This is a genomic window from Nonomuraea sp. B10E15 (assembly GCF_039871615.1).
Taxonomy (GTDB): Bacteria; Actinomycetota; Actinomycetes; order Streptosporangiales; family Streptosporangiaceae; genus Nonomuraea.
Genome location: NZ_JBDPMB010000003.1, coordinates 287,961 through 314,338, shown reverse-complemented (window position 1 = coordinate 314,338; position 26,378 = coordinate 287,961). Strand labels below are relative to the sequence as shown.

The window sequence follows — 26,378 nt, the reverse complement described above, 5'->3', positions numbered from 1 at the left end:
CGGCCGTCACGGGGGCGGCAGCTCGCCGGAGCCCCTGGCGACCAGTTCCACCGGCACCTTCACCCTGCGGGGCTCCCGGGACGGGTGCAGCAGGAGCTCGACGGCGCTGCGGGCCAGGCGGGTGACGTCGTAGCGGACCACCGTCACCCCGGGGTTGAAGACGCCGGCCAGCGCGAAGTCGTCGAACCCCACGTACGCGGGCCGCTCGGGCCGCTCGCGCAGCGCGTGCAGGATGCCGATCGCGGCCCGGTTGTTGGTGGCGAACAGGGCCGTCGGGGGGTCGGCCAGGTCGAGGAGCCTGCCGACCTCGTACGACACCCGCCGCGGGTCGAACACCCCCCGCACCACGAGCGCGTCGTCGGCCCGCACCCCGGCGGCGCGCAGCGCCTGGCGGTAGCCGGTCGCGCGGTCGTGCACGGAGCTGAGGCCGTCGTCGTCGGAGATCAGGCCGATCCGGCGGTGACCGCCGGCGAGCAGGTGCTCGGTCGCCGCCCGGCCGCCGCGCACGTCGTCGAGCATGACGACGTCGGCCGCCTCCAGGCCTGAGGGCACGCGGTCGACGAAGACCGTGGTGAGGCTCGCGTGCCCGGCCAGCCAGGCGTGGTCGGCCGCCGACGGGACGACGATGAGGGAGTCGACGCCGCGCGTGTACATGGACTCGATCAGCATGCGTTCCTTGTCGGGGCTCTCCTCGTACGAGCCGAACACCACCAGCGCCTCGTGCTCCGCCGCGGCGGCCTCGACCGCGGCGGCCAGGCGGGAGTAGAACTCGTTGGAGATGTTCTCCATCACCAGCCCGAGCGTCAGCATGGTCGCGCCCCTGGCCAGGCGGGCGGCGGCCTCGTTGCGGCGGTAGCCGAGCGTGCTGATGGAGGTCTGCACCCGCTGCCGCAGCGACGCCCTGACGTGCGGCTCCTGGTTGACGACCCGGGAAACGGTCTTGAGGCTGACGCCCGCGTGCCTGGCCACGTCGGCCATGGTCGGCTTGCGCGGGTTCGCTCGCGGGCTCGGCTCCTCAGTCCGCTCCCTCGCTGTCATAGTGTGCCCCCATGGATGACGAATGGATCTGTGGCCGGTTGGGTGAGGACGAGCCGTGGATGCTGGGCGCGGTCAACCCGCCGGTGTTCGAGAACTCGTTGTTCGCGTTCGCGACGGCGGAGGAGCTCGGCGAGGCGGTCAGGAACGAGGACGAGCGCTACGTCTACTGGCGGGGGACCAACCCGACGGTCGATCTCGCTCAGCGTAAGCTGGCCGCGCTCGAGCGGGGGGAGCGGGCCAAGTGTTTCGGCTCGGGCATGGGGGCCATCGCGGCGACGATCTCGTCGCTCGTGTCGGCGGGCGACCACGTGCTGGTGCTGGGCGCGGTCTACGGGCCGACGACTCAGTTCCTGCGCTATCTGGAGAAATTCGGGGTCACACATACGCACGTGGACGACCTCGCGGGGTGTGACAGCGCTATCAGGGCGAGCACGCGCCTACTCTACTTCGAGTCGCCGTCGTACATGGCCTACGCCGTGGTCGACATCGCCGAGGTGGCCGGGTGGGCGCGGGAGCGGGGGCTGGTGAGCGTGATGGACAACACCTGGTCCACGCCGATCTTCCAGAAGCCGCTGACCATGGGCGTCGACCTGGTGGTGCACTCGCTGTCGAAGTACGCGGGCGGGCACAGCGACCTGGTGGGCGGCGTCGTCGTGGGGCCGTCGCGCCTGATCCGGCCGCTGGCGCTGACCGAGTACCAGCTTTACGGCGCCGCCATGTCGCCGCACGACGCGGCCAAGGTGATCAAGGGGCTTCGGACGCTGCCCGTGCGGATGGCGGCGCACCAGGAGCGGGGGCTGGCGGTGGCGGCCTTCCTGGAGGAGCATCCGGCCGTGCGGGAGGTGAACCACCCGGGGTTGCCGTCGCATCCCGGCCACGCGATCGCGCTGCGGCAGATGTCGGGGTTCTCCAGCCTCTTCAGCCTGGTGCTGAACACGGACTCGCCTCAGGAGGTCGCTGGGTTCCTCGATAGATTGCGATATTTCAGGATTGGCGTGTCGTGGGGAGGCTTCGAGAGCCTGGTGAACGCACCCGCGCTCTCCACGGAGGAGAGCGTACGCGCCACCATGGGCATCCCCGTCGGGCTCGTTCGGCTCTCGGTCGGCCTGGAGCCCGCCGACGAGCTGATCAAGGATCTCGGCCAGGCTCTGGGGGATTCCCTCGCCTGAAGGCGGACCCGCCCGGCCCATGGGCACCGGCGATTGACCGCTGAACGCGGCTGACCATAGCGTGACTGACAGCGCTGTCTAGAACACGCGGGAGACCTGCCATGAAAACCCCCCTCCTGGCGGCCTCGGTCGCCGTCACGCTGGTGCTCGCGGGCTGCGGCTCCGGCTCGTCCTCGGGAGAGGTACGGCTGCGCATGATCGAGAGCCTGACCAGCCCCGACCGCACGAAACTGATCAAGAAGCTGATCGCCGACTTCGAGGAGGCCAACCCCGGCATCGAGGTGGAGCTGATCTCGCCCCCGCTCGACAGCGCCGACCAGAAGATCCTGCAGATCCTCCAGACCAAGAAGGACCTGGACGTGCTGGAGGTCCGCGACCACACGGCCAAGTCGTTCTCCAACAACGGCTGGCTGGCCGAGCTGCCCACCACCGGCTGGTCCGGCTGGTCCGACCTGACCGAGCTGGCCCAGAAGAAGGCGGTCGAGGTCGGCGGCAAGCCCTACCTCATCCCGTACGGGTTCTACCAGCGCACGCTGTTCTACCGTACGGACTGGGGCATGAGCCGGCCGCCGGCCACGTGGCAGGAGCTCTACGAGGCCGGCAGGAAGATGACCACGGGCGACCGGTTCGGCTACTCGTTCAGGGGCGGCAAGGGCGGCGCCGACTACGCGGTCATGATGATCAGCGCGTACAACGGCGAGAAGCTCGACCCCGAGAAGTCCTTCTTCCTGAAGGACAAGAGCACCATCTTCTCCACGCCCGAGGCGGCCGAGGCCCTGGAGCTCTTCGTCAAGATCTTCAAGGAGACCTCACCGCCCGACTCGGTGTCGTGGGGCTTCCCCGAGATGGTGCAGGGCTTCACCTCGGGCGTCACCGGCATGCTCATCCAGGACCCGGAGGTGATCAAGTCGGTGGAGGAGAGCGGCGTCACGGCCTGGTCCACCGCCCCCATCCCCAAGGGCCCCACCGGCTACGCCTTCCAGCCCGTCGGCTACGCGGGATGGGGCGCGACCTCCTTCAGCGAGCACCCGAAGGAGGCGGTCAAGCTGGTGCAGTTCCTGTCGGAGTCCGAGCAGAGCATCGCCTTCGCCAAGGGCAACTCGCTCATCCCGATCTCGAAGCAGGCCCAGAACGACCCGCAGTTCTCGCAGGGCGCGTGGAAGGCGTACCTGGAGGCGCAGCAGGACCCCAAGCAGGTCATCACGATCCGGCCGGTGGACTATCCGGGCTGGAGCCAGTTCACCGTCGACTCCGACCGTGACATCCAGGCGCTGATCACCGGCAAGAAAACGGTCGCCGAGGTGCTCAAGTCGTGGGACGCCTTCTGGACGGACCAGGCGAAGAAGGTCTCTTGAGCACGGCACGCACCGCCGCGGGAGGCACCTTCACGATCCGCAGGGCACGGTTCATCCTGCTGTGCCTGCTGCCCGGCGTGGTGTTCGTGGCGCTGTTCACGTACTACCCGATGATCCGCGGCGCGGTGATCGCCTTCCAGCGCTACAACCTGTTCGACCTGACCTCGACCCCGTTCGCCGGCCTGGAGAACTTCCGGGCCGTGCTGGCCGAGGACCGGTTCTGGACGGCGCTGCGCAACACCGGCACGTGGGTGGTCGTGTCGCTGTTCTTCCAGTTCTTCCTCGGCTTCGGGCTGGCGCTGCTGCTGCGCAGGCACTTCCGCGGCCGCGGCCTCTACCAGGCGTGGGTGTTCTTCCCGTGGGCCATGTCGGGGTTCCTCATCGGGCTGCTGTGGCGGTGGATGTTCAACGGCCAGTTCGGCGTGATCAACGACCTGCTGCTCAAGGCGGGCCTCATCGACGAGCGCATCGGCTTCCTCGCCACCCCGGGCTGGGCGATGACCTCGGTGATCGTGGCCAACATCTGGTACGGCGTCACGTTCTTCGCCATCATGATCATGGCCGCGCTGCAGTCGGTGCCCCGCGAGCTCTACGAGGCGGCGTCGGTGGACGGCGCCTCCCGCCTGCGGCAGTTCTGGCACGTGACGCTGCCGCACATCCGGCCCACGCTGGCCCTGATCGTGCTGCTGCGGATCATCTGGATCCTGAACTTCCCCGACCTCATCTACTCGATGACCGGCGGCGGCCCCGCGGGCAGCACCGACATCATCACGACGTTCCTCATCCAGCAGGTCATCGGCGGCGACTACGGCCGTGCGGGCGCGGTCGGCCTGCTCGTGCTCGGCCTGCTGCTCGCCTTCAGCGTCTTCTACCTCAACGCCACCCGATTCGAGAAGGCCCGGTGAACGGCACGATGAGACACGTCGCGACCGCGGTGAAGGCCGTCGTGCTGGGCGCCTGGTTGCTGATCACCCTGTTCCCGCTCTACTGGATCCTCGTCACCTCGCTCAAACCCAAGGCCGAGATCTTCTCGATGCCGCTGAAGTACTGGCCGGGCGAGGTGACGTTCGAGCACTACGAGGAGCTGTTCTCCTTCGCCGACTTCGGCGTCTACCTGATGAACAGCCTGATCGTCTCGCTCGTCTCGGCCGGGGTGGTGACCGCCGTCGGCGTGCTGGGCGGCTACACGCTGGCCCGCTTCGCCTTTCCCGGCAGGGGAGCGGTGATGCTGGCGTTCCTCGTCACGCAGATGATCCCGCTGTTCATCGCGCTCGGGCCGCTCTACCTGCTCATGTCGGATCTCGACCTGCTCAACCGGCTGTCCGGGCTGATGCTGGTGTACGTGGCGATGCTGGTGCCGTTCGCCACGATCATCATGCGCGGCTTCTACGAGCGGGTGCCGGTCGCGCTGGAGGAGGCCGCCCAGGTGGACGGCGCCTCGCGGCTGGTGGCGATGGTCCGGGTGGTGATCCCGGTGATGCTGCCGGGCATCGCGGCCACGTTCATCTTCGCGTTCGTGCAGTGCTGGAACGAGTTGTTCCTGGCGATCACCTTCATCGACAGCGAGGACGCCAAGACCATCCCGGTCGCCATGAACTCCTTCATCACCCAGTACGACATCGACTGGGGCTCGATGGCGGCGGCCACGGTGATCTCCGTGCTGCCGACGCTGGTGCTCTTCGCCGCGATCCGGCGGTACATCGTCGAGGGGCTCACCGCTGGGGCCGTAAAGGGGTGAAAGGGAAAGCCAACCGCTCACCGCGCCATACGGACCTTTCACCGCAGGCCATTCCCACCTAAGCGCCGGACGGCGGCGGCTCGCCGAACAACTCGGCCATGTATCTCCACGACCGGTAGGTTGCGCTCTTACGTTGGGCGTGATCCGCATCACAGTGGAGGGCTCGTGACGACCAAAGAACATGACGCATCGGTTTATGAACAAGTGCAGGGGAGCGATGAGTTCCAGGACCTGAAGAGGCGCTTCCGCCGCTGGACCTTTCCCATGACCGTCGCGTTCCTCGCGTGGTACCTGCTGTACGTGGTGCTGTCGGGATGGGCGCGCGACTTCATGGGGATCAAGTTGTGGGGCGACATCAACGTGGGGCTCGTCCTGGGCCTGCTGCAGTTCGTCTCCACCTTCCTCATCGCGTGGGCGTACTCCAGGCACGCGGAGAAGTCGCTCGACCCGATCGCCGACAAGCTCCGCCACGAGGTTGAGGAGAAGTCGAAGTGAGCTCGACCACCCTGGGGATGATCCTCTTCCTCACGTTCGTCGCCGCCACGCTGGGGATCACCGTCTGGGCGAGCCGGCAGACCAAGACGGCCGCCGACTACTACGCGGGCGGCCGGTCGTTCAGCGGCGCGCAGAACGGCCTGGCGATCGGCGGCGACTACATGTCGGCCGCCTCCTTCCTCGGCATCGCCGGCATCATCGCCCTGTCGGGCTACGACGGGTTCCTGTACTCGATCGGGTTCCTGGTGGCGTGGCTGGTCGCGCTGCTGCTGGTGGCCGAGCTGATGCGCAACTCCGGCAAGTTCACCATGGCCGACGTGCTCGCCTTCCGGATGAGCCCGCGCCCGGTGCGCACCGCCGCCGGCGTGTCCACGATCGTCGTCAGCATCTTCTACCTGCTGGCCCAGATGGTCGGCGCGGGCGCCCTGGTCGGCCTGCTGCTCGGCATCGAGTCGGAGGCGGGCAAGCTCTGGACGATCGTCGGCGTCGGCGCGCTGATGATCGTGTACGTCGTGTTCGGCGGCATGAAGGGCACCACCTGGGTGCAGATCGTCAAGGCCGTGCTGCTGATGACCGGCGCCGCCCTGGTGACGCTGCTGGTGCTGGGCAAGTTCGGCTTCAACCTGTCGGCGCTGCTGAGCCAGGCGGCCACGACGAGCGGCCCGTCGGGCAACACCGGCAGCTTCCTCGTTCCTGGCCTGAAGTACGGTACCGAGGCGCAGGGCCTCGCGGGCAAGATCGACCTGATCAGCCTCGGTCTCGCCCTGGTGCTCGGCACGGCCGGCCTGCCGCACATCCTCATCCGCTTCTACACCGTCCCCACCGCCAAGGACGCCCGCAAGTCCGTGCTGTGGGGCATCGGCATCATCGGCGTGTTCTACCTGCTCACGCTGGTGCTCGGCTTCGGCGCGGCGGCCCTGGTCGGCCGGGAGGAGATCGTCGCCGGCGACCCGGGAGGCAACACGGCGGCGCCGCTGCTCGCGTTGCGGATCGGTGAGGAGATCTTCGGCTCTGTGGGCGGCACGATCCTGCTGGCCTTCATCGGCGCCGTCGCCTTCGCCACGATCCTCGCGGTGGTGGCCGGGCTCACGCTCGCCTCCTCCTCCAGCTTCGCCCACGACCTGTACGCGCACGTCTTCCGGCGCGGCCAGGCCAGCGAGCGGCAGGAGGTCGTGGTGGCCAGGATCTCCGCCCTGGTGATCGGCGCCATCGCCATCGGCCTGAGCATCCTGGCGCAGAGCCAGAACGTCGCCTTCCTGGTGGCGCTGGCGTTCGCCGTCGCCGCCTCGGGCAACCTGCCGGCGATCCTCTACAGCCTGTTCTGGAAGAGGTTCAACACCTCCGGCGCGGTCAGCGCCATCTACGGCGGCCTGCTGTCCGCCCTGGTGCTGGTGATCTTCTCGCCGGTGGTCTCCGGGGGTCCTGCTGCGCTGTTCAAGGACGCCGACTTCTCCTGGTTCCCGCTGAGCAACCCGGGCATCGTCTCCATCCCGCTCGGCTTCCTCTGCGGCTGGCTGGGCACGATCATGAGCAAGGAGTACAACGCCGCCAAGTACGCCGAGATCGAGGTCCGCTCCCTCACCGGCGTCGGCTCGGAGAAGGCCGCCGACCACTGACACCTTTCTCCTCCGAGGGCCCGGCCTCCCCAGGCCGGGCCCTTTGTGCTTTATCGGGCTGTCTCGTAGGGGTTTGCGGGCATTTGGGCGGGCGTCCCACACCCGCTCTTGTCGCTAACGACACAGAAACGCAGTGATGTGAGTGGTTGACGGGATTTCAGCGGTATGGGTACGTTCTCAGATGTGTGAACGTTGCCACACTGGCCTGGCGCCACGTGGCCGTCATCAGCATGCCTGATGCCCCGCTTGCTCAGTGTGGAGGCGAAAACCCCATGAGATCCCCCCTCGTCCGCTGGTCCGTCGTGTCGGTGTCGCTGGCGCTGGCCCTCACCTCGTGTGCCAAGGGCACCGGTGGCGGCACCGCCCCGACCCCGTCGGCCGGCCAGTTCAACCCCGGTGCCACGTTCAGCGGCTCCATCTCCGTGATGGGCTTCGGCGCGACCGACGAGATCGGGACGACCCGCGTCGACCTGGCCGAGAAGGCCCTCGGCGGCGCGAAGATCAAGCTGATCGAGGGTGACCTCGACATCCAGCAGTTCCTGTCCGCCGTCGCCGCCGGCGACCCGCCGGACGTCATCTACGCCAACCGCGACCAGATCGGCACCTTCGCCTCACGCGGCGCGATCATGCCGCTGACCGAGTGCATCAAGGGCGAGTCGATCGACACCTCGATGTACAACGAGAACGCGCTCGGCCAGGTGACGTTCGGCGAGCAGATCTGGGCCGTTCCCGAGTTCAACCAGGTCCAGATCACCATGGCCAACGGCGACCTGCTCAAGGAGGCCGGGCTGACGATCGAGGACGTCAACGGCTCCGACTGGAGCAAGATCACCGCCGCGGCCGAGAAACTGGTCAAGACCCCCGGCGGCAAGCTCAAGGTGATCGGCTACGACAGCAAGCTGCCGGAGTTCCTGCCGCTGTGGGCCAAGGCCAACGGCGCCGACCTGCTGTCGGCCGACGGCAGGACCGCCCAGCTCAACAACCCCGCCGTGGTCAAGGCGCTGGAGTTCGCCGTCGGCGTCTACGACGCGCAGGGCGGCTTCGCCAAGGTCAAGGCCGCGCGCGACTCCGCCGACTTCTTCGGCAAGGGCAACCAGTTCGCCAAGAACGAGCTGGGCGCCATGGCGATGGAGCAGTGGTACGTCAACGTCCTCAACGACGTCTCGCCCAAGGCGTCCCTGGTCTTCGACACCTTCCGCACTCCGCAGGGCCGGCCCCTGGCCTACTCCTCCGGCTCGTCGTGGGCCATCCCCAAGGGCTCCAAGAACCCCGGCGCCGCCTGCCGCTTCGCCAAGACCATGACGCTCGTGGACACCTGGAAGGCCGCCGCCCAGGCCCGCCTGGACAAGCGCAAGGCCGAAGGCAAGCCCTTCACCGGCGTGCTCACCGGCAACGTCAAGGCCGACGCGGAGATCGAGAAGATGCTCACCTCGGGCGGCGAGCCCTGGGACGCGGGCGTCAAGGCCGTCTACGAGGCCAACGAGAACACCTTCAGCCTTCCCGCCAACCCGGCCGACAAGGAGTTCAAGGACGCCTGGCAGGGCGCCGTGAACCGCGTGCTCAACGGCCAGGACGAGCCGAAGGCCGCGCTCGACAAGGCCCAGCAGGACGCTCAGAAGGCGCTCGACGAGGCATGGGCCGGCTGGACGAAGCGTACGAACTGAGATGCCCCGCTCCCGCTCCCACTCCCGGCCCTCGATCAGGTCGTCCATGCGGTTCGTCGAGACCCGGGCGGCGCTGCTGTTCATCAGCCCGTGGATCCTCGGCTTCCTGATCTTCACCGCGTGGCCCGTCATCAACAGCGCCTACCTGTCGCTGACCGACTACGACGTGATCAACGACCCGTCGTTCGTCGGGCTCGACAACTACCGGACCCTCTTCGAGGATCCCAAGGTCGGGCTGGCGCTCAGGAACACGTTCATCTTCATGGTGATGTCGGTCCCGGCCCAGCTGGTCGTCTCCCTGGGCCTGGCGCTGCTGCTCAACAGCGCCACCAAGGCCACCGGCTTCTTCCGCACGGCGTTCTTCCTGCCCAAGATGACGCCGCCGGTCGCCGTCGGCATCCTGCTGCTGATGCTGTTCAACGGGCAGAGCGGCCTGATCAACGGCTTCCTCGGCATCTTCGGCATCGACGGGCCCGCGTGGACCACCGACCCCGACTGGGTCAAGCCCGGCCTGGTGCTGATGAGCCTGTGGACCGTCGGCTCGTCGGTGGTCATCATCCTGGCCGCGCTGCGCGGCGTCCCCCAGGAGCTGTACGACTCCGCCGTCGTCGACGGGGCCGGCTGGTGGAAGCGCACGCTGCGCATCACCGTGCCGATGATCAGTCCCACCCTGTTCTTCCTGTTCATCGTGGACAGCATCAACGCCCTGCAGTCGTTCACGGAGGCGTACACCGCCTTCTTCGGCTCGGGCAACACCACCTACAGCAACGACGCCGCGCTGTTCTACGCCATCTACCTGTTCCAGCAGGCCTTCGAGTTCCTGCACATGGGCTACGCCTCCGCCCTGGCCTGGCTGCTGTTCATCGTGATCATGGCGATCACGGCCGTGCAGATCCTGGTGACCAGGCGGTTCGTCCACTACGAAGGGGGGAACCCGTGAGGCGCGCCCGGTTGGTCCTGACGTGGATCGCGCTGAGCGCGTTCGCCATCGCGTTCATCTACCCGTTCGTCTGGCTGCTCAGCGCTTCCTTCAAGCCGCGCAGCGAGGTGTTCGACAACCGGCTGATCCCCGAGACGTTCACCTTCGACAACTACCTCCAGGTCTGGCAGGAGGCGCCGCTGGCGTTGTGGATGGCGAACACGCTCTTCGTGACCGTGCTGGCGGCGGTCGCCGTGACGATCACGAGCGCGATGGTGGCGTGGGGCTTCGCCTACTTCCGCTTCCCCGGCAGGGGCGCGCTGTTCGGCGTCGTGCTCGGCACGATGATGTTGCCGGGCGCGGTCACCATGATCCCGGTGTTCCTCATCTGGAACTCGCTCGGCATGGTCGGCACGCTGACGCCGCTCTGGGCCCAGAACCTGTTCGGCAGCGCCTTCTACATCTTCCTGCTGCGCCAGTTCTTCCTCGGGCTGCCGCGCGAGCCGTTCGAGGCGGCGAAGATCGACGGCGCGAACAACTGGCAGATCTTCACCAGGATCGCCCTGCCGCTGTGCAAGCCGGCGGTCGTGGTGACGCTGCTGTTCGAGTTCCAGGCGGCCTGGACCGACCTGATGCGGCCGCTCATCTACCTGCGCGACTCCAGCACGTTCACCGTGCCGCGCGGGCTGAAGGCGCTGCTCGACCAGTTCGGGTTCGGCGGCGACTGGCACTGGGAGATCGTCATGACGGCCAGCGTGATCACCACCATCCCGATGATCATCCTGTTCTTCATCGGCCAGAAACACTTCGTCAAGGGCATCGCGACCACGGGGAGCAAGGGATGAGCTTTCCCGGCGGGTTCCTGTGGGGCGCGGGCACGTCCGCGTACCAGATCGAGGGCCACCACGGCAGGGGCGAGTCGGTGTGGGACGTGTTCTGCCGCCGGCCCGGCGCCGTCGAGGGCGGCGGCGACGGCTCCCGGGCGTGCGACTCCTTCGTGCGCTGGCGTGAGGACGTCGAGCTGGTCAAGGAGCTCGGGCTGCGCGCCTACCGCTTCTCCACCGGCTGGTCACGGGTCATGCCCGACGGCGTGCGCTCCGACCCGAAGGCGCTCGACCACTACGAGCGCTTCGCCGACGCGCTGCTCGAAGCGGGGGCAGAGCCCGTGCTCACGCTCAACCACTGGGACATGCCCGCCGCGCTGACCGGCGGCTGGGCCGAGCGCGCCACCGTGGCCGCCTTCGCCGCCTACACCGAGGCGGTCGCCGGGCGGCTGGCCGACCGCATCACCTGGTGGATCACCCAGAACGAGCCGTGGATCATCCAGCTGCTCGGCTACCAGCTCGGCCTGCACGCCCCCGGCGTCGCCGACCTGGGCACGGCCGTCAGAGCCGGCCACCACGTGCTGCTCGGCCACGGCGCGGCGGCCGACGTGCTGCACGCCCACCCCGGCGTGCTGGCCGGTGCGGCGCTCAGCCTCTTCCCCTGCGACCCGGCCACCGACAGCGAGGCCGACCGGGCCGCCGCCACCGGCTCCGACGGCTACGTCAACCGGTGGTACCTCGACCCGCTGCTCGCCGGCGGCTACCCCGCCGACATGCGCGAGCACTGGGAACGGGCGCTCGGCCACGGCCTGGACTTCATCCAGGACGGCGACGAGGCCGCCATCGGCGGGCGCAGCGACTTCCTCGGCGTCAACTACTACACCAGGCGCGTCATGGCCGCCGCGCCGCCCGGCCCGTTCCCCTGGCGGGTCGTCGGGCCCGGCGGCGACGTGGCCAGGACCGACGAGGGATGGGAGATCAACGCGGCGGCGCTGCGCGACCTGCTGATCGGCCTGAGCCGCCGCTTCCCCGCCACGCCGCTGATGGTCACCGAGAACGGCGGCGTCTTCGGCGACACGCCCGCACACGACGGCCGGGTCCACGACAACCGCAGGATCGTTTTCCTGCGCGACCACGTGGCGGCCGTCGGCGAGGCCATCGACGCGGGGGCCGACGTGCGCGGCTACCTCCACTGGTCGCTCATGGACAACTTCGAGTGGGCGCTGGGCTACCGGCCCAGGTTCGGGCTCGTCCACGTCGACTACGCGACCGGCGCCCGGACGATCAAGGACTCCGGGCGCTACTACGCCCGGCTCATCGCCGGGGGCGGCGCCGCCCCCGCCCTGCCCAGGATCGAGGCTTACGGCTAGACCATGCGGATCACCACCACGGACACCGCCTACCACCTGGACAGCGGGCACTACCGGCTGACCGTCTCGCGCACCGACCCCAGCGCCGAGCTGGAAGGCTGGCTGACGCTCAGCCTCATCGCCTCCGTCTCCACCAGGAGCGACCGCGACGAGACGTACGAGACATCGCCGCCCGTGCTCGCCGAGCGCGGCGACGTGGCGGTCTTCGACTTCCCGCAGCGCTCGACCGCGTGGGAGGCCAAGACCGTCCGCCTCACCTGCACCCCCGAGACGATCGCGCTGGAGGTGCGGGTCGAGGGCGACGGCGTGATCGGCGACGTGACGCTGCTCGGCGGGCGGGCCGTGCTCAACACCCGCGCGGCCGGCACGTTCCGCTCGGCGGTGCACGCGCGCGGCGTCTTCAACCCCACGCCCACGCACCCGGTGCACGTGGTGCGTCCCGTGTCGGCGCCGCTCGCCCTCACCGTGATCGGCGACGCCTCGCCTGGCCGCCTGCACGCCGTCTTCTCGCCGCCGCCGCTGGCCCTGGCCTTCAGCAAGGAGGAGCCCGACGGCGGCGCGACCTCCGTACCAGAAGGCCCCTGGCTGGGGGCGTCGGTGCGCGCCGGGATCGCGGACCTGACCTTCACCGAGCTCAGGTACGAGCCGCTCGACGGCGGCGCGCTGCTGCGGCTGGACTACGAGTGCCAGACGGCGGTGAGCGGCGCGTGGACGTCGCCTGCTGTGGTGTTCCGCGCCGCGTCGTCCCCCTGGGAGGCCATCTCCCACCACCGGGAGGACCTCGTCGAGCACGGCCTGGCCCCGCGGGGGCCGGTCGCGGAGCGGCACGACTGGTGGAGCGGGACGATCTTCTGCGGCTGGGGCGCCCAGTGCGCCCGGGCCGACGGACGTTCCCCGGTCGAGCTGTCCCGGCAGGACCTCTACGACACGTGGCTGGCCAGGCTGGAGGAGCACGGCGTCGTGCCCGCCACCGTCGTCATCGACGACCGGTGGCAGCTCACCTACGGCAACCAGGAACCCGACCCCGGCAAGTGGCCCAGGTTGCGCGAGTGGATCGCCGACCGGCACGCGCGCGGGCAGCGGGTGCTGCTGTGGTGGCGCGCGTGGTCGCCCGACGGGCTGCCCGCCGAGGAGTGCGTGACCGACGCCGCGGGCCGCGCCGTCGCCGCCGACCCGTCCAACCCCGCCTACCGGCGCAGGATCGGCGAGATCATGCGCCGGCTGCTCGGCGACCTCGACGCCGACGGATTCAAGATCGACTTCACGCAGTGGTTCCCCAGCGGGTCGCACCTCAAGGCGTACGGCTCCACGTGGGGGCTCTCCCTCCTGCACGAACTGCTCGGCACCATGTACGCCGCCGCCAAACGCGTCAAGCCCGACGCCCTGATGATCACCCATACCCCGCACCCCGCGTTCGCGGACGTCAGCGACATGATCAGGCTCAACGACGTGCTGGAGCTCGACGCCCGCGGCGAGCCCGTGCCCGCCGTCGACCAGCTCCGCTTCCGCCACGCGGTGGCCGTCCACGCCATGCCGGAGCACCTCGTCGACACCGACCAGTGGCCCATGCCGAGCCGGGCCGACTGGCTCGCCTACGCGCGGGAACAACCGTCGCTCGGCGTGCCCGCCCTCTACTACGTGGAGTCCATCGACAACACCGGCGAACCCATCACCGGCGACGACCTGCGCCAGGTGGCGCGGTGGTGGCGGCGATGAGGCAGGCCGAGGTGGTCGTGTACGGCGCGACGTCGGCGGGCGTGTGCGCCGCCGTCGCCGCCGCCCGCCGCGGCCTCGACACCGTGCTGCTCGAACCCGGCCGGCACGTCGGCGGCATGACCTCCGGCGGGCTCGGCTACACCGACATCGGCGACTCGCGCGTGCTCGGCGGGATGGCCGCCGAGTTCCGCCAGGCGGTCGCCGACGCCTACGGCGTGGCTCCCGGCCACTACGCCGGGCCGGAGCCGCACGTCGCCGAGGGCATCTTCGTGGCGTGGCTGGAACGCGCCGGCGTGGAGGTCGTGTACGACGCCCCGCTCCGCACGGTGGTCACCTCAGGGGACCGCATCTTCTCCGCCGTCACCCGCCAGGGCGACTACACCGCCGGCGCCTTCGTGGACGCGAGCTACGAGGGCGACCTGATGGCCGCCGCGGGTGTGTCGTACCGGGTGGGCAGGGAGGACCGCACGCTGCACGGCGAGACCTTCGCCGGGCGGCGCGAGGTCGTGCCCGGCATGCACAACTTCCCGCCGTGGATCTCCCCGTTCCGCGCCGACGGCACGCTGCTGCCGCAGGTCGCCGACGGGCCCATGGCCGAGGTGGGCGCCGGCGACGGCGGCGTCATGTCGTACGGCTACCGCGTCTGCCTGACCAGCGCCGGCGACCGCATACCGATCGAGCGGCGGCCCGGCTACGACGAGGAGCACTGGGAGCTCGGACGGCGGTTGTTCCGCCACTGGCGCGAGCAGGGCGTCGAGCCCCGCGCCGGACGCCTCGTCGGCCTGGCGCCGAACCTCCCGAACGGCAAGTGCGACGGCAACTCGCTCGGGCCGTTCTCTCTCAGCGTGCTCGACCGCTCCGCCTGGGACTACCCCGACGCGGGCCCCGGCGAGCGCGAGCGCATCCGGCTGCACCACCTGCACCACGCCCAGGACCTGCTGTACTTCCTCTCCCACGACCCCGAGGTGCCCGCGAGCGTGCGGGCCGGGCTGGGGCGCTGGGGGCTGCCGCCCGACGAGTTCGCCGACACCGGCCACCTGCCGCACCAGCTGTACGTGCGGGAGGCGCGGCGGATGCTGGGGGACAGGCACCTGACGGAACACGACCTCGTCCGGAGCCGCCCGCAGCCGGACGCCGTCGCGATGGGCTCGTACCACCTCGACATCCGCGAGGTGCAGCGGACCTGGCGGCAGGTGTACGAGCATCCCGCCCCGGTGCCGATGGTCGTCACCGAGGGCTACCTGTCGGTGGGGGTCGCCCCCTACCAGATCCCGTACGCGGCGATCGTGCCCCGGCGCGCGGAATGCGGCAACCTCGTGGTGCCGGTGTGCCTGTCGGCCTCGCACGTGGCGTTCTCCTCCATCCGGATGGAGGTGCAGTACCAGATGCTCGGTCACGCCGCCGGGCTCGCCGCGGCGCAGGCGGCGGGGAGCGGCAAGGCGGTGCAGGACATCGACGTCACCGCCCTTCAGGACGACCTCTCCGCCGCCGGCCAGGTGCTCTCCCTCTGACCGCGCCGCCCTGAGCGGCCGGCGCGGTCAGGGCGTGGCGGAGTGGCCGGCCTGCTCCAGGGCGGCCCGGACGAACGGCGGGATGACCCGGCGCAGGACGTTCGCCTTGTGCTCCTCGGCCCTGGCCAGCGCCCGCGCCACGGCGGCGGCCCGGGCGGGCCGGGCGTCCGGGACGGCGGCGAGCAGGTCGAGGGCCGTCAGGCCCGCCACGGCCATGTCCTTGGCGGCCGCCACCCAGCGGGCCAGCTCCGCGGCGATCGGCCCCGGCACGTCCGGCGGCAGCTCGGCCAGCCGGGTCAGCTCGGCGCGCAGCCGTGCGGACGGCTCGCCCTTCAGCGCGTCGGCGCACAGGGACGTGAGCACCGGGCTCTGGTCGGCGCCGGGAGGCCAGGACGAGCACGCCTCCACCAGCGGCAGCAGCTCCGTGACGCCCGGCAGCAACCGCACCGCGCGCTCGTGGGAGCGGGCCGGGTCGTAGGCCGCCGGATGCCAGGCGTAGTCGGCCACGGTCGTGAGCGCGATCCGCGACGCCGCCGCCTCCACCATCGGGTTGGCCGTGATGCCCTCCAGCGGTACGCCGTCCAGCTCCGTCGCCCGCCCGACCAGCGGACCCAGGAAGACCCGGTCGAAGTCGAAGTCGTTGACCGGGAAGTTGTCCCACAGGGCGACGCGGTGGCCGTAGGAGACCGCTGCGGCGGTCATGTCGCGCGCGGAGATCTCGCCCACCACGATGTCGGACCCGGTCCACCAGACCAGCACGTCCGGCGGCAGCTCGGCGGCGAGCCGGTCGCGGTAGGCCGTCGCGCCGGTGCCGGCGTAGTCGGTGGGCACCATGGTCAGCGGCCGGTCGGCCCCGCGCGTGGCCAGGAACCCCGTGGCGAAGTCGCGGCAGACGGCCGCGTGGGCGCTCGCGCTCGCCCCCTCCCGCGTGCCGAACTCCTCCCTGTCGGGCTCGTGCCGCAGCTCGGGCGGGATGTCGTCGAAGAGCAGCGCGAACTCCCTGACGCCCACCTCCCACACCTGCTCCGCCTTGGCCCGCAGCGCCGCCCGCTCCCCGGCGTCGCTGTAGACCATCGACAGGCCGGGGCTCAGCGCGAACACGAACCTGACGTGCCGCGCCGCCGCCTCCGCCACCAGCTCGGCCAGCCTCGCCAGCTCCTCCTCCGGGTACGGCTCCCGCCACCGCTCCCGGTGGAACGGGTCGTCCTTGGGGGCGTAGACGTAGGCGTTGAGCTTGTGCCTGCCGGAGAAGCGCAGGTGTTCCATGCGGGCGTCGTGGGTCCACGGAGTGCCGTAGAAACCCTCGATGGTGCCCCGGAGCGGCAGGTCGGGCCAGTCGCGTATCTCGGCCTCCGGCACGCACACCCGATGCTCGGAGCAGGGGGCTCCCGGGGCCGCCGTCAGGGCGAGCAGCGTCTGCGCGCCGTAGAAGGCGCCCGCAGGGTCCGCGCCGACGATCAGCACGCGGTCGCGGGCGGCGCTCAGCGTGTATCCCTCCGGCGGCAGCCCGGCCGCGGCGTCCACCCGCACCTCCACCTCCACCGGCCGGGCGTCCCGCCCTTCGGGTGCGTTGGATGACCCGAGAGCGCGCAGGGCGGCGGTGGCGGTGGCGGGGCCGGGCTGGATGCGGCATCCGCTGAGGTCCACGTGCGACCGGCCGACATTGATCGTTTTCGGATGGGGGACGATCCAGTCCAGGGCATGCATTGTGGGAACGATACCGGATACAATCTCGCCCCGTGAGCGAGGATGTGACCGAAGTTTTGCCCGGGGTGTTCCGAATTTTGGACACCTGCCACGTCTATGTCATCGCGGCTCCCGCTCAGCCGGGAGCGGAACGCACCGGGATCGCCATCGACTTCGGCTCCGGCCGTGTGCTCGACCTCCTGGAAGAGCTCGGTCTCGACCGGCTCACCGATGTTCTCATGACACACCACCATCGTGACCAGGCACAAGGCCTGGCCAGGGCGGTGGAGGCGGGCGTGGGCGTGCACGTGCCGCCGGTCGAGCGCGACCTGTTCGAGAAGGTCGGCGACATGTGGCAGGGGCGGCGCATCAGCAACGACTACGACCTGCGCGACGACCGCTTCTCCCTGCTGGAGCCGGTGCGGGTCGACGGCGTGGTGCCCGAATACCGCACGGCCCGCTACGGCGGCGTGGACGTCCGCGTCCTGCCCACCCCCGGTCACACCCCGGGCTCCGTCAGCTACCTGGTGGAGGCCGGCGGCACGAAGGCGGCCTTCACCGGCGACCTGATCTACGCGCCGGGAAAGGTCTGGTCGCTGGCCGCCACCCAGTGGTCCTACACCGAGAACGAAGGCCCCGCGATGGTCGTCCTCAGCTCCGAGCTGCTCCAGCGGGAGGAGCTCGACGTGCTGCTGCCCTCGCACGGCGAGCCGATGACCGACCCCGCGGACGCGCTCGCGCGGCTGTCCACGGCCATGCAGCGCTACGTCGACTTCCGCCGCCCGCACCCCTGGAACGTGCGCGGGCTGCTGGCCGAGCCGTTCATCGAGATCACCCCCCACCTGCTGATGAACAGGAGCAGCCAGTCCTACAGCTACATCCTGCTGTCGGAGACGGGCGCGGCCATGGTGTTCGACTTCGGCTACGACATGTGCACCGGCCTGGTGCACAGCACCGCGCGTGAGGCCCGCCGGCCGTGGCTGGCGTCGCTGCCCGCGCTGCGCGAGCTCCACGGAGTGACTGACGTCGAGGTGGCGCTGCCCACCCACTACCATGACGACCACGTGGCGGGCATGCCCCTGCTGCGCGATGTCGAGGGCACCGAGATCTGGGCGCCGTCCCACATCGCCCCGATCCTGGCCACGCCGCTCCACCACGACCTGCCGTGCCAGTGGTTCGACCCGATCCCCGCCGACCGGGTGCTGGGGCTGGGGGAGACGGTGCGGTGGCACGAGTACGAGATCACGGTGTACGACCTGCCGGGGCACACGCTGTTCGCGGCGGCGTACGCGTTCGAGGTCGACGGGCACCGGGTGCTGGTCACCGGCGACCAGCAGGACGGGAACGGCATCCCGGGGGCCGGGGAATCGGCACGCCAGGAGATCCTGAACTTCCAGTACAAGAACAGGTTCAGGATCGAGGACTACCGCAAGAGCGCCGCACTCTACCGGCGGCTCCGCCCCGACCTCATGGTCAGCGGCCACTGGCGGCCCCGCTGGGTGGACGACGACTACCTGCGCATGCTCACCGAGCGGGGCGAGGAGCTCGTCGCGCTCCACCACGACCTGCTCCCGCTCGACCGGCTCGATGTGGGGGCCGACACGGTGCTGTGCCGCCTGACCCCTTACTATTCGAGCGTCCCCGCCGGGGGCGAGATCACGCTGACGGCCACGGTGCGCAACCCCTGGCCGGGCAAGGCGACGGTCACCGTGGAGCCGGTCGTTCCGCCGGGCTGGCGTCGCGAGCCGGGGCCTTCGACGCTAAGGCTGGACGGAGGGGGTATGGATCAGGTGCGTTTCCGTCTCGGCGCGGACACCGTGCCGCGGCGCCGCGTACGCCTCGCCGTCGATGTGACCATCGGCGATCTGCGCCTCGGGCAACACGCCGAGGCGCTGGTCGACGTGGTCGGGGAAGGGAATTGATGACCGTAGAGCGGCGCCCGTCCCCCAGCCGTTCCCGGCGTCCCACGATCAAGGACGTCGCGGAGGCCGCCGGCGTCTCCCGCTCCACCGTCTCCCGGGCGCTGACCGGTCGCGGCTACGCGGCCAGCGACGTGCGCGAGCGGGTGCTCCGGGCGGCGGCCGAGCTAGGCTACGTGCCCGACGTGATGGCCCGCACCCTCAAACAGCAGGTGAGCAGGTCCGTCGGCGTCCTGGTGAGCGACCTGCGCAACCCGTTCTACGCGGAGCTGGCCGCGGGCGCCAGCAGGGAGGCCCGCGAGCGCGGCTACACGATGGTCCTGGCGGACACGAGCCTGTCGGCCGAGGCGGAGAGCGAGGCCGCGGAGGCGCTCGTGGCGCTCCGGGTGGCCGGCGTGGTCGTGACGCCCAACTCCTCGGCCGTCTCCACCTACCTGGGCGCCCACGGCATCCCGGTCGTCGAGGTCGACCGGCAGTTCGCGGCGGGCTCGACCGACGGCGTCGTGGTCGGCAACCGCGTCGGCGCCCGCACGGCCACCTCCCACCTGGTGGAGCTGGGTCACCGCAGGATCGCGCTGTTCATCGACGAGACCGACTGGACGACCGGCTACGAGCGCTACCAGGGCTATCTCGAAGCGCTCGCGGCGGGCGACATCAAGGTCGAGCCCGAGCTGGTCGTCTCGTCGGGCTGGGACGTCGCCGACTCCCGGCGCAGGGCGCTCGACATGCTGCGCGGGCCCGACCGGCCCACGGCCGTCTTCGCGGCCAACAACGTGCTCGCCGAGGGCGTCTGGCGGGCGATCGGCGAGCTGGGGCTGCGGGTGCCCGGCGACATCAGCCTCGTGGCCTTCGACGACGCGCCCTGGATGAGCATGGTCTCGCCCACGGTCAGCGCGGTCTCGCAGAACACGTACGGTCTGGGCGCGACCGCCGTACGCCGGCTGTCGGAGCGGATCGAGATGCCCGAGGCCGACTCGGTCACCACGGTGCTCAACGTGCGGCTGATCAGCCGCGAGTCCACCGCACCACCCCCCGAGATCTGACATTTCGGCATATGTCGCGTTGACCCGTGGGGAAAGGTCGCCCTAGGATCCCGTGTGGGAACGATGTCACAGTCCTGTGTGCGGCGCCCGTTCCCGTCGGAGGCCCAATGGAGCACGATCTTCCCCCCGTTCTGTCGCTGGACATCGGCGGCACCAAGCTCGCCGCCGGCGTCGTCACCGGCGACGGCCGGATCCACGGCTGGCAGCTCATCCCCACCCTCAGGGACGAGGGGCCGCGGCGCGTGTTGTCCAGGCTCTTCGACCTGGGCAGGAAGGCCATCGCCGAGGCGGGCGCGCCCCACGTGGCGGCCGTCGGCATCTCCTGCGGCGGGCCGCTCGACGCGGCGGCGGGGGTGCTGGAGTGCCCGCCGCACCTGCCCGGGTGGATCGACATCCCGATCGGCGCGATGGCGGCGGAGGCGTTCGGCGTCCCGTCCGCGCTTGAGAACGATGCCACGGCCGCCGCCCTGGGCGAATTCCGTCATGGCGCGGGCCGGGGCACGTCCACGATGCTCTACCTCACCGTGTCCACCGGCGTGGGCGGCGGCTCCGTCATCGGCGGGCGTCTGCACCGGGGCGCGGCCGGCAACGGCGGTGAGCTGGGCCACGTGATGGTCAGGCCCGGCGGCCGCGCGTGCTCGTGCGGCCGGCTGGGCTGCCTGGAGGCGTACGCGTCCGGCACCTCCATCGCCGAGCGCGCCCGCGAGGCCGTCGCCGCCGGGCGGGCCTCGTCCCTGTCCGCCATCGAGTCCCCGACGGCCGAGGACGTCTCCCTCGCGGCGGCCGCCGGCGACGCGCTCGCGAACGAGATCTGGGACGAGACCACCGGGGCGCTCGGCACCGCGATCACCGACCTGGTGAACGCCTTCGAGCCGGAACTCGTCGTCCTCGGCGGCGGCGTCACCCGTTCCGGCGCCCGGCTCCTCGACCCCGTCGCCGCCGCCGTCGCTAGGGACGCCATGCCTCCCGCGGCCCGCGCGGCCCGCATCGAGCTCGCCCAGCTCGGCGCGGGGGTGTGCGTGGTGGGCGCCGGAGCCGTCGCACACGACCTCGTCACAGGAAAGACCGATGCCTGACCTGCCCCCGCTGACCGCACCCTCCACCCCGACCCCGCACGACCCGTCCCCCGAGACGTCCGGAGCGTCCCGCGAGACGTCCGGACCGTCCCCCGAGACGTCCCCGACGTCCCGCGACACGGGCGGAGCCGAGGCGGCCGGGCTGCCGCCCGTGCTGGCCGGGCACGTCGAAGGCCATCTCGCCGCGGCCCGCCGCATGGCGGAGCTGGTCCCGGCCGTCGAGGCCGTCGCGGACCTGCTCATCGAGGCCTTCACCGGCGGCGGCACCCTCTACACGATGGGCAACGGCGGCAGCGCGGCCGACGCCCAGCACCTCACGGGCGAGCTGGTCGGCCACTACAAGCGCGACCGCCACCCGCTGCCCGCGGTGACGCTCACGACCGACGCCACGGTCATGACGTGCATCGCCAACGACTACGCCTACGAAGAGGTCTTCGCCCGGCAGGTCCAGGCCCTCGCCCGGCGGGGAGACGTCGTGGCGGCGTTCACCACCAGCGGAAACTCGCCCAACGTGGTCGAGGCCCTGGCGACCGCACAGAGCAGGGGAGCGGTCACGGTACTCTTCGGCGGCGGCGACGGCGGAGCCGCCGCGAGGCACGCCGACCACCTCCTTCTCGCCCCCTCGTCCGAGACCCCGCGCATCCAGGAGATCCACACACTGATGCTGCACATGATCAGCGACAAGGTCGACGCATGGGCCGCCGCATGACCAGGCCCTCCGACCCCACGCCCGCCGCCCCCACGCCTTCCGACCGCACGCCCGCCGCCCCCATGGCGAACGCCCCCTCGGGCGCGCAGCCCGCCGACCTGCCCCGCGCGCCGCGACCGGCCGCCACCCCCGGCCGCACCCTGCACATGATCGGCAACGCACACCTCGACCCGGTGTGGTTGTGGCCGTGGCAGGAGGGCTACCAGGAGGCGCGGGCGACGTTCTGGTCGGCGATCCACCGCATGGACGAATATCCCGACTTCGTCTTCACCTGCGACCAGGTCGTCCTGCTGTCGTGGGTGGAGGAGTCCGACCCCGAGCTGTTCGCCAGGATCCAGGAGAAGGTCGCCGAGGGCCGCTGGGTGATGACCGGCGGCTGGTGGGTGGAGCCCGACTGCAACATGCCGTCGGGAGAGTCGTTCGTCCGCCAGGGTCTGTACGGCCAGCGCTACCTGAAGGAGAAGTTCGGGGTCACCGCGTCGGCCGGCATGAACGTCGACCCGTTCGGCCACAACGCCATGCTGCCCGCCATCCTGCGCGGGCAGGGCATGGACTCCTACTGCTTCCTGCGCCCCGGGCCGCACGAGAGCGAGTTGCCCGGCACGATGTTCTGGTGGGAGGCGCCCGACGGCAGCCGCGTGCTGGCGTACCGCATCCCGTTCGAATACTGCAGCCCGCCCGGCGAGGTCGCGGGGCAGACCGAGAAGGCGCTCGGCCAGCTCGACCGCTCGCTCGGCGACCTGATGATCTTCTACGGCGTCGGCAACCACGGCGGCGGGCCCACCAAGGCCAACATCGAGTCCATCCACCGCTACGACCGGATGGGCACGTTCGGCGAGCTGACGATGTCGTCGCCGCGCCGCTACTTCGACGAGATGGCCAAACGCCTCGGCGAGCAGGGCCTGGCCGACCTGCCGGTGTGGCGCGACGACCTGCAGCACCACGCGGCCGGCTGCTACTCCGCCCACTCCGGCGTCAAGGCGTGGCAGCGCAGGGCGCAGGCCGCCGTGCTGTCGGCCGAGCGGTGGGCCGCGATCGCCGGCCACGACGCCCGCGCCGACCTCGAACGCGCGTGGAAGCAGGTGCTGTTCAACCAGTTCCACGACGTGCTGCCGGGCTCGGCCATCGAACCCGCCTACGACGACGCCCGCGACCAGCTCGGCGAGGCCGTGGCGATCTCCAAGCGGATCATCACCAGGGCGCACAACGTGATCGCCCGCGACGTCCGCGTGCCCGAGGAGACCGGCACCCAGCCGGTGATCGTCTTCAACCCGCACCCGTGGCCGGTCACCACCCGGGTCGAGATGCAGTACGGCCTCGCCCCCAACGGCGTGCACGTCGTGGACGCCGACGGCGCCGACGTCCCGTGCCAGCGCACCCAGTCGGTGGCGACCACCGACGACAAGGGCCGCGGCGCCACCGTGTTCCAGGCCGAGCTGCCGCCGCTGGGCTACCGCCTCTACCGGTTGCGCCAGGGCCCCGGCATGCACGCGGCCGGCACGCTGTCGGCCTCCGAGCTGCACCTCGAGAACGACGTGCTCCGCCTGGAGCTCGACCCCGCCACGGGCTGGCTGACGAGCCTGCTCGACAAGCGCACCGGCGTGGACCTGGTGGCCGGGGCGGCGGGCGAGCACACCCAGATCTGCGCGGACCCGACCGACACGTGGGGACACCGCGTCGTGTCCTACGACTGGCCTGGCGAGGCGATGGCGACCACCGGCATCGTGCTGCGCGAGAGCGGCCCGCTGCGCGCCCGCATCCGGGTCGAGCGGGCGTGGGGCCGCTCGACGATGACCGAGGAGTTCATCCTGGGCGCGGGCGACGACGACGCGGTCGAGGTGCGGGTCACGCTCGACTGGCGCGAGCGGGCGCACCTGATGAAGCTGCGTTTCCCGGTCGCGCTGGAGAGCCCCGCGGCCACGTACGAGATCCCGTTCGCCCATCTCGGCAGGCCGATCGACGGGGCCGAGGAGCCCGCCCAGTCCTGGGTGGACCTGTCGGGCGCCGTCGACGGCGCGCGCGCCGGGCTGGCCGTGGTGAACAACGCCAAGCACGGCTACGACGTCGCCCCGCCGAGCGCCGGCCGCGACCACAGCATCGGCATCACGGCCGTGCGCAGCCCCGTCTACGCCTGGCACGACCCCCGGCTGCTCGACCCCGACGGCCACTACTCCTACCAGGACCAGGGCACGCAGCGGTTCACGTACCTGCTGGTGCCGCACGCGGGCGACTGGCGCGCCGCCGGGCTGACCCGCCGGGCGGCGGTGCTCGGCTCCCCGGTGCGGGCGATGCTGGAGAGCTTCCACGACGGCCCGCTTCCCCCGGCGCGCGGCTACCTCGACGACGGCGGCGGCCAGGTCATGGTGACCGCGGTGAAGCTGCACGAGGACGCGCCGCGCGATCTGGTGGTACGCGCCGTGGAGAGCACCGGTCGGGCGGCCGCGGCCACGCTCGACATCCCGCTGGCCGGCGTCAGGGTCACGGCCGACTTCGGGCCGAGCCAGATCCGTACGTTCAGGATCCCGCTCGACGATCCGCACTCCGCCGTGGAGACCGACCTGCTGGAGCTCGGCAGCCGCAGGGGCGCGTTCACCGTGGAGTCATGGTGACCGGTCCGCTGGTGATGGCCGACCCCGGCGGCGGCGAGGTGGCCGTCGAGGTGCTGGGCGCGGGGCCGTACGTCATGAGCGGGCGGTGGGGCGAGCGGCGCGCGACCGGCCGCCGCGAGCTGCGCCTGACCATCCGGTACGACGGCGCCGAGCCCTCCGCCGGCACCGTCCGCGTCAGCAGGCGGGTGCCCGCCGCCGAGCCGTGGTGGCTCATTCCCGGCCTGTTCTACGGCGAGAACCGGCCGGCGGCGTGCCGGCGGGTGTTCCCCCGCTTCGAGGCGGGCGCGGACCGGCCCGGCGAGATGGTCTCGGCCCGGTGGGGGTTCCGCGCGGACCGGGCGGCCACCCCCGCCGTCATGGTGTGGGGCGACGAGGCGGGCGCCTGCCTGATCGCGGACGAGGAGTCGGCGCTCGGCACCACCGGCCTGGCCGTCGAGCACGCGGCGGGGGAGGCGACGATCGCGCTGCTCTTCCCGTACCAGGAGTTCCCGATCACCTACTACGGTTCGGCGCTGCCGCTGCCCGCCGAGGCCGCCACGCACGTGTGGCAGCCCGGCGAGTCGCGCGAGCTGACCGTGGCGACGTGCCCGCTGCCGGCCGACCGGCACGCGTACGCGCCGCTGCTGCGCGAGGACCGCGAGCTGCGCCTGCCCGCCGCGCCCGTCGAGCCGTGGCAGGACGTCGAAGAGGCGGCCGGCATCGCCGCCGAAGGCCTCCACCGCTGGCACTACGACCCCGACCCCGGCGTGTTGCTGGAGACGGTCGGGTTCGACCGGGAGGTCAGCGGCGCCGACGGCGAGCGGGTCGACCGGCAGGCCATGCACGTCGGCTGGGTGAGCGGCATCCCGTGGGCGGCCGCGCTGCTGGAGCACGGCCTGCGGACCGACCGGCCCGAGCACGTGGCCGCCGCCTCGCGGGTGATCGACTTCATCTGCGCCAACCTGTCGCCGTCCGGCACGTTCTGGGGCACGTGGTACCGCCGTTCGGGCTGGTCGCAGAGCTGGAGCCACACCAAGGACGCCCTGCACGCCCGCACGCTGGGGGAGGCGACGCTGTTCCTGCTGCGGGCGCTGCGCCACCGGCCCGACCCGGCCTGGCAGGCGGCGGCCCGCTCCAACCTCGACGTGATGGTGGCCCGCCAGCGGCCCGACGGCAACCTCGGCACCCTGCACCACGCGGCCACCGGCGAGGTGCTGTCCTGGTCGGGCGCGTCCGGGCTGACCTGGATCGCGGCCCTGTGCGAGGCGGGCGGCGAGACGTACCTGCGGGCCGCGGAACGGGCCGGCGGCTACTACGCGGCCTTCGTCGAGGACGAGTTCATCTATGGCGCCCCCGAGGACGTCGACCTGGCGCCGACGTCGGAGGACGGCTACGCGGCCGTGATCGCGTACATGGCGCTGCACCGCGCCACGGGCGCCGCCCGCTGGCTCGACCTGGCCCGCCGTGCCGCCGACTGGACGTTCACCTTCCGCTATTCCTACAACGTGCGCTTCGGCCCCCGCACCCCCTTGGGCGTGTACGGCTTCGCCACCCGCGGCGCCGACCAGGCCTCACCGTCCAACCAGCACCTGCACGCCTACGGCCTGGTGTGCACCGACGAGTTGATCGCCCTGTCGGAGGCGCTCGGCGACCCCTACTACGCCGAGCGGGCGTACGAGACGCTGGCCTGTTTCCGCCAGTTGCTGCCCGCCGCCGACGGCGACCTGAACGCCTACCGCGGCATGATCACCGAGCGCTACTACCAGACCGACTGCTTCCAGCCCAAGGGCATGTACCTGACGTTGTCGCACGCCTGGAGCGCCGGGGTGCTGCTGCTGGCCTGCGAGCAGGTGCTCGCCCGCGACCGGGCCCGCCCGGTGGCGGATCACGCCTCCAGGTAGCGCCGGACCTCGCGGCCGTGGCCGCGGGGTCCGGCGACCTG

At 71.1% G+C, this 26,378-nt stretch carries 20 protein-coding genes; 18 read left to right on the top strand and 2 right to left on the bottom strand.

Annotated elements, in window-relative coordinates:
- Nucleotides 1-6 precede the first annotated feature (6 nt).
- Nucleotides 7-1,038 carry a LacI family DNA-binding transcriptional regulator gene (locus ABGB14_RS14335; RefSeq protein WP_347644103.1) on the bottom strand — a complete coding sequence of 344 codons (1,032 nt, stop codon included), beginning with the start codon at nucleotides 1,036-1,038 and terminating at the stop codon, nucleotides 7-9.
- Nucleotides 1,039-1,049: 11 nt separating this feature from the next.
- Between ABGB14_RS14335 and ABGB14_RS14330 the strand changes: the two genes are divergently transcribed.
- From ABGB14_RS14330 to ABGB14_RS14275, 12 genes are all read left to right on the top strand, one after another.
- Entirely contained in the window at nucleotides 1,050-2,207 is a 1,158-nt protein-coding gene (locus tag ABGB14_RS14330; RefSeq protein WP_347644102.1) for a PLP-dependent aspartate aminotransferase family protein, read from the top strand.
- A gap of 101 nt (nucleotides 2,208-2,308) precedes the next feature.
- Complete coding sequence (locus ABGB14_RS14325) at nucleotides 2,309-3,562, top strand: sugar ABC transporter substrate-binding protein (RefSeq protein ID WP_347644101.1); 1,254 nt, start codon at nucleotides 2,309-2,311, stop codon at nucleotides 3,560-3,562.
- Nucleotides 3,559-4,467 (top strand): sugar ABC transporter permease, encoded by a 909-nt coding sequence (locus ABGB14_RS14320; protein WP_347644100.1) that lies wholly within the window; start codon nucleotides 3,559-3,561, stop codon nucleotides 4,465-4,467. Before ABGB14_RS14325 ends, ABGB14_RS14320 begins: the two co-directional genes overlap by 4 nt.
- On the top strand, nucleotides 4,464-5,300 hold the full coding sequence (locus ABGB14_RS14315) for a carbohydrate ABC transporter permease (protein ID WP_347644099.1): 837 nt from the start codon (nucleotides 4,464-4,466) through the stop codon (nucleotides 5,298-5,300). The genes ABGB14_RS14320 and ABGB14_RS14315 overlap by 4 nt, the downstream gene beginning before the upstream one ends.
- 165 nt (nucleotides 5,301-5,465) lie before the next feature.
- Nucleotides 5,466-5,795 (top strand): DUF485 domain-containing protein, encoded by a 330-nt coding sequence (locus ABGB14_RS14310; protein WP_347644098.1) that lies wholly within the window; start codon nucleotides 5,466-5,468, stop codon nucleotides 5,793-5,795.
- A 17-nt stretch (nucleotides 5,796-5,812) separates the two neighbouring features.
- The gene (locus ABGB14_RS14305; protein ID WP_347644352.1) at nucleotides 5,813-7,411 is read left to right on the top strand and encodes a cation acetate symporter; all 1,599 of its coding nucleotides are present in this window, start codon (nucleotides 5,813-5,815) and stop codon (nucleotides 7,409-7,411) included.
- A 272-nt stretch (nucleotides 7,412-7,683) separates the two neighbouring features.
- Entirely contained in the window at nucleotides 7,684-9,075 is a 1,392-nt protein-coding gene (locus ABGB14_RS14300) for an extracellular solute-binding protein (RefSeq protein ID WP_347644097.1), read from the top strand.
- A 46-nt stretch (nucleotides 9,076-9,121) separates the two neighbouring features.
- Complete coding sequence (locus ABGB14_RS14295; protein WP_347644096.1) at nucleotides 9,122-10,015, top strand: sugar ABC transporter permease; 894 nt, start codon at nucleotides 9,122-9,124, stop codon at nucleotides 10,013-10,015.
- Nucleotides 10,012-10,839, top strand: coding sequence for a carbohydrate ABC transporter permease (locus ABGB14_RS14290; RefSeq protein ID WP_347644095.1), 828 nt, complete (start codon nucleotides 10,012-10,014; stop codon nucleotides 10,837-10,839). The genes ABGB14_RS14295 and ABGB14_RS14290 overlap by 4 nt, the downstream gene beginning before the upstream one ends.
- Nucleotides 10,836-12,188, top strand: coding sequence for a GH1 family beta-glucosidase (locus tag ABGB14_RS14285; RefSeq protein ID WP_347644094.1), 1,353 nt, complete (start codon nucleotides 10,836-10,838; stop codon nucleotides 12,186-12,188). The genes ABGB14_RS14290 and ABGB14_RS14285 overlap by 4 nt, the downstream gene beginning before the upstream one ends.
- Before the next feature lie 3 nt (nucleotides 12,189-12,191).
- Nucleotides 12,192-13,904 carry a hypothetical protein gene (locus ABGB14_RS14280; RefSeq protein WP_347644093.1) on the top strand — a complete coding sequence of 571 codons (1,713 nt, stop codon included), beginning with the start codon at nucleotides 12,192-12,194 and terminating at the stop codon, nucleotides 13,902-13,904.
- On the top strand, nucleotides 13,901-15,415 hold the full coding sequence (locus ABGB14_RS14275; RefSeq protein WP_347644092.1) for an FAD-dependent oxidoreductase: 1,515 nt from the start codon (nucleotides 13,901-13,903) through the stop codon (nucleotides 15,413-15,415). Before ABGB14_RS14280 ends, ABGB14_RS14275 begins: the two co-directional genes overlap by 4 nt.
- Nucleotides 15,416-15,442: 27 nt before the next feature.
- Here the strand turns inward: ABGB14_RS14275 and ABGB14_RS14270 are convergent, their stop codons facing one another.
- The gene (locus ABGB14_RS14270; protein WP_347644091.1) at nucleotides 15,443-17,122 is read right to left on the bottom strand and encodes a beta-N-acetylglucosaminidase domain-containing protein; all 1,680 of its coding nucleotides are present in this window, start codon (nucleotides 17,120-17,122) and stop codon (nucleotides 15,443-15,445) included.
- 32 nt (nucleotides 17,123-17,154) lie between these two features.
- On the opposite strand from ABGB14_RS14270, the gene ABGB14_RS14265 reads away from it, so the two are divergent.
- The 6 genes from ABGB14_RS14265 (at nucleotide 17,155) to ABGB14_RS14240 (ending at nucleotide 26,337) form a co-directional block, all read left to right on the top strand.
- Complete coding sequence (locus tag ABGB14_RS14265) at nucleotides 17,155-19,023, top strand: MBL fold metallo-hydrolase (protein ID WP_347644090.1); 1,869 nt, start codon at nucleotides 17,155-17,157, stop codon at nucleotides 19,021-19,023.
- Nucleotides 19,023-20,063 carry a LacI family DNA-binding transcriptional regulator gene (locus ABGB14_RS14260; RefSeq protein WP_347644089.1) on the top strand — a complete coding sequence of 347 codons (1,041 nt, stop codon included), beginning with the start codon at nucleotides 19,023-19,025 and terminating at the stop codon, nucleotides 20,061-20,063. The genes ABGB14_RS14265 and ABGB14_RS14260 overlap by 1 nt, the downstream gene beginning before the upstream one ends.
- Nucleotides 20,064-20,170: 107 nt before the next feature.
- Nucleotides 20,171-21,139 (top strand): ROK family protein, encoded by a 969-nt coding sequence (locus ABGB14_RS14255; RefSeq protein WP_347644088.1) that lies wholly within the window; start codon nucleotides 20,171-20,173, stop codon nucleotides 21,137-21,139.
- Nucleotides 21,132-21,848: an SIS domain-containing protein gene (locus ABGB14_RS14250; RefSeq protein ID WP_347644087.1), complete on the top strand. Its 717-nt coding sequence runs from the start codon at nucleotides 21,132-21,134 to the stop codon at nucleotides 21,846-21,848. Before ABGB14_RS14255 ends, ABGB14_RS14250 begins: the two co-directional genes overlap by 8 nt.
- A complete protein-coding gene (locus tag ABGB14_RS14245) occupies nucleotides 21,833-24,457 on the top strand; it encodes a glycoside hydrolase family 38 C-terminal domain-containing protein (RefSeq protein ID WP_347644086.1) in 2,625 nt (874 codons plus the stop codon). Before ABGB14_RS14250 ends, ABGB14_RS14245 begins: the two co-directional genes overlap by 16 nt.
- Complete coding sequence (locus tag ABGB14_RS14240; RefSeq protein WP_347644085.1) at nucleotides 24,451-26,337, top strand: hypothetical protein; 1,887 nt, start codon at nucleotides 24,451-24,453, stop codon at nucleotides 26,335-26,337. The genes ABGB14_RS14245 and ABGB14_RS14240 overlap by 7 nt, the downstream gene beginning before the upstream one ends.
- The last annotated feature ends 41 nt before the right edge of the window (nucleotides 26,338-26,378 follow it).

Bases quoted from the DNA above. Each gene is read 5' to 3' on its own strand.
- ABGB14_RS14325 (WP_347644101.1), top strand. From the start codon at position 2,309: ATGAAAACCCCCCTCCTGGCGGCCTCGGTCGCCGTCACGCTGGTGCTC.
- ABGB14_RS14240 (WP_347644085.1), top strand. From the start codon at position 24,451: ATGGTGACCGGTCCGCTGGTGATGGCCGACCCCGGCGGCGGCGAGGTG.
- ABGB14_RS14300 (WP_347644097.1), top strand. From the start codon at position 7,684: ATGAGATCCCCCCTCGTCCGCTGGTCCGTCGTGTCGGTGTCGCTGGCG.
- ABGB14_RS14260 (WP_347644089.1), top strand. From the start codon at position 19,023: ATGACCGTAGAGCGGCGCCCGTCCCCCAGCCGTTCCCGGCGTCCCACG.
- ABGB14_RS14280 (WP_347644093.1), top strand. From the start codon at position 12,192: ATGCGGATCACCACCACGGACACCGCCTACCACCTGGACAGCGGGCAC.
- ABGB14_RS14270 (WP_347644091.1), bottom strand. From the start codon at position 17,122: ATGCATGCCCTGGACTGGATCGTCCCCCATCCGAAAACGATCAATGTC.
- ABGB14_RS14250 (WP_347644087.1), top strand. From the start codon at position 21,132: ATGCCTGACCTGCCCCCGCTGACCGCACCCTCCACCCCGACCCCGCAC.
- ABGB14_RS14285 (WP_347644094.1), top strand. From the start codon at position 10,836: ATGAGCTTTCCCGGCGGGTTCCTGTGGGGCGCGGGCACGTCCGCGTAC.
- ABGB14_RS14295 (WP_347644096.1), top strand. From the start codon at position 9,122: ATGCGGTTCGTCGAGACCCGGGCGGCGCTGCTGTTCATCAGCCCGTGG.
- ABGB14_RS14275 (WP_347644092.1), top strand. From the start codon at position 13,901: ATGAGGCAGGCCGAGGTGGTCGTGTACGGCGCGACGTCGGCGGGCGTG.
- ABGB14_RS14255 (WP_347644088.1), top strand. From the start codon at position 20,171: ATGGAGCACGATCTTCCCCCCGTTCTGTCGCTGGACATCGGCGGCACC.
- ABGB14_RS14305 (WP_347644352.1), top strand. From the start codon at position 5,813: ATGATCCTCTTCCTCACGTTCGTCGCCGCCACGCTGGGGATCACCGTC.
- ABGB14_RS14335 (WP_347644103.1), bottom strand. From the start codon at position 1,038: ATGACAGCGAGGGAGCGGACTGAGGAGCCGAGCCCGCGAGCGAACCCG.
- ABGB14_RS14330 (WP_347644102.1), top strand. From the start codon at position 1,050: ATGGATGACGAATGGATCTGTGGCCGGTTGGGTGAGGACGAGCCGTGG.
- ABGB14_RS14245 (WP_347644086.1), top strand. From the start codon at position 21,833: ATGGGCCGCCGCATGACCAGGCCCTCCGACCCCACGCCCGCCGCCCCC.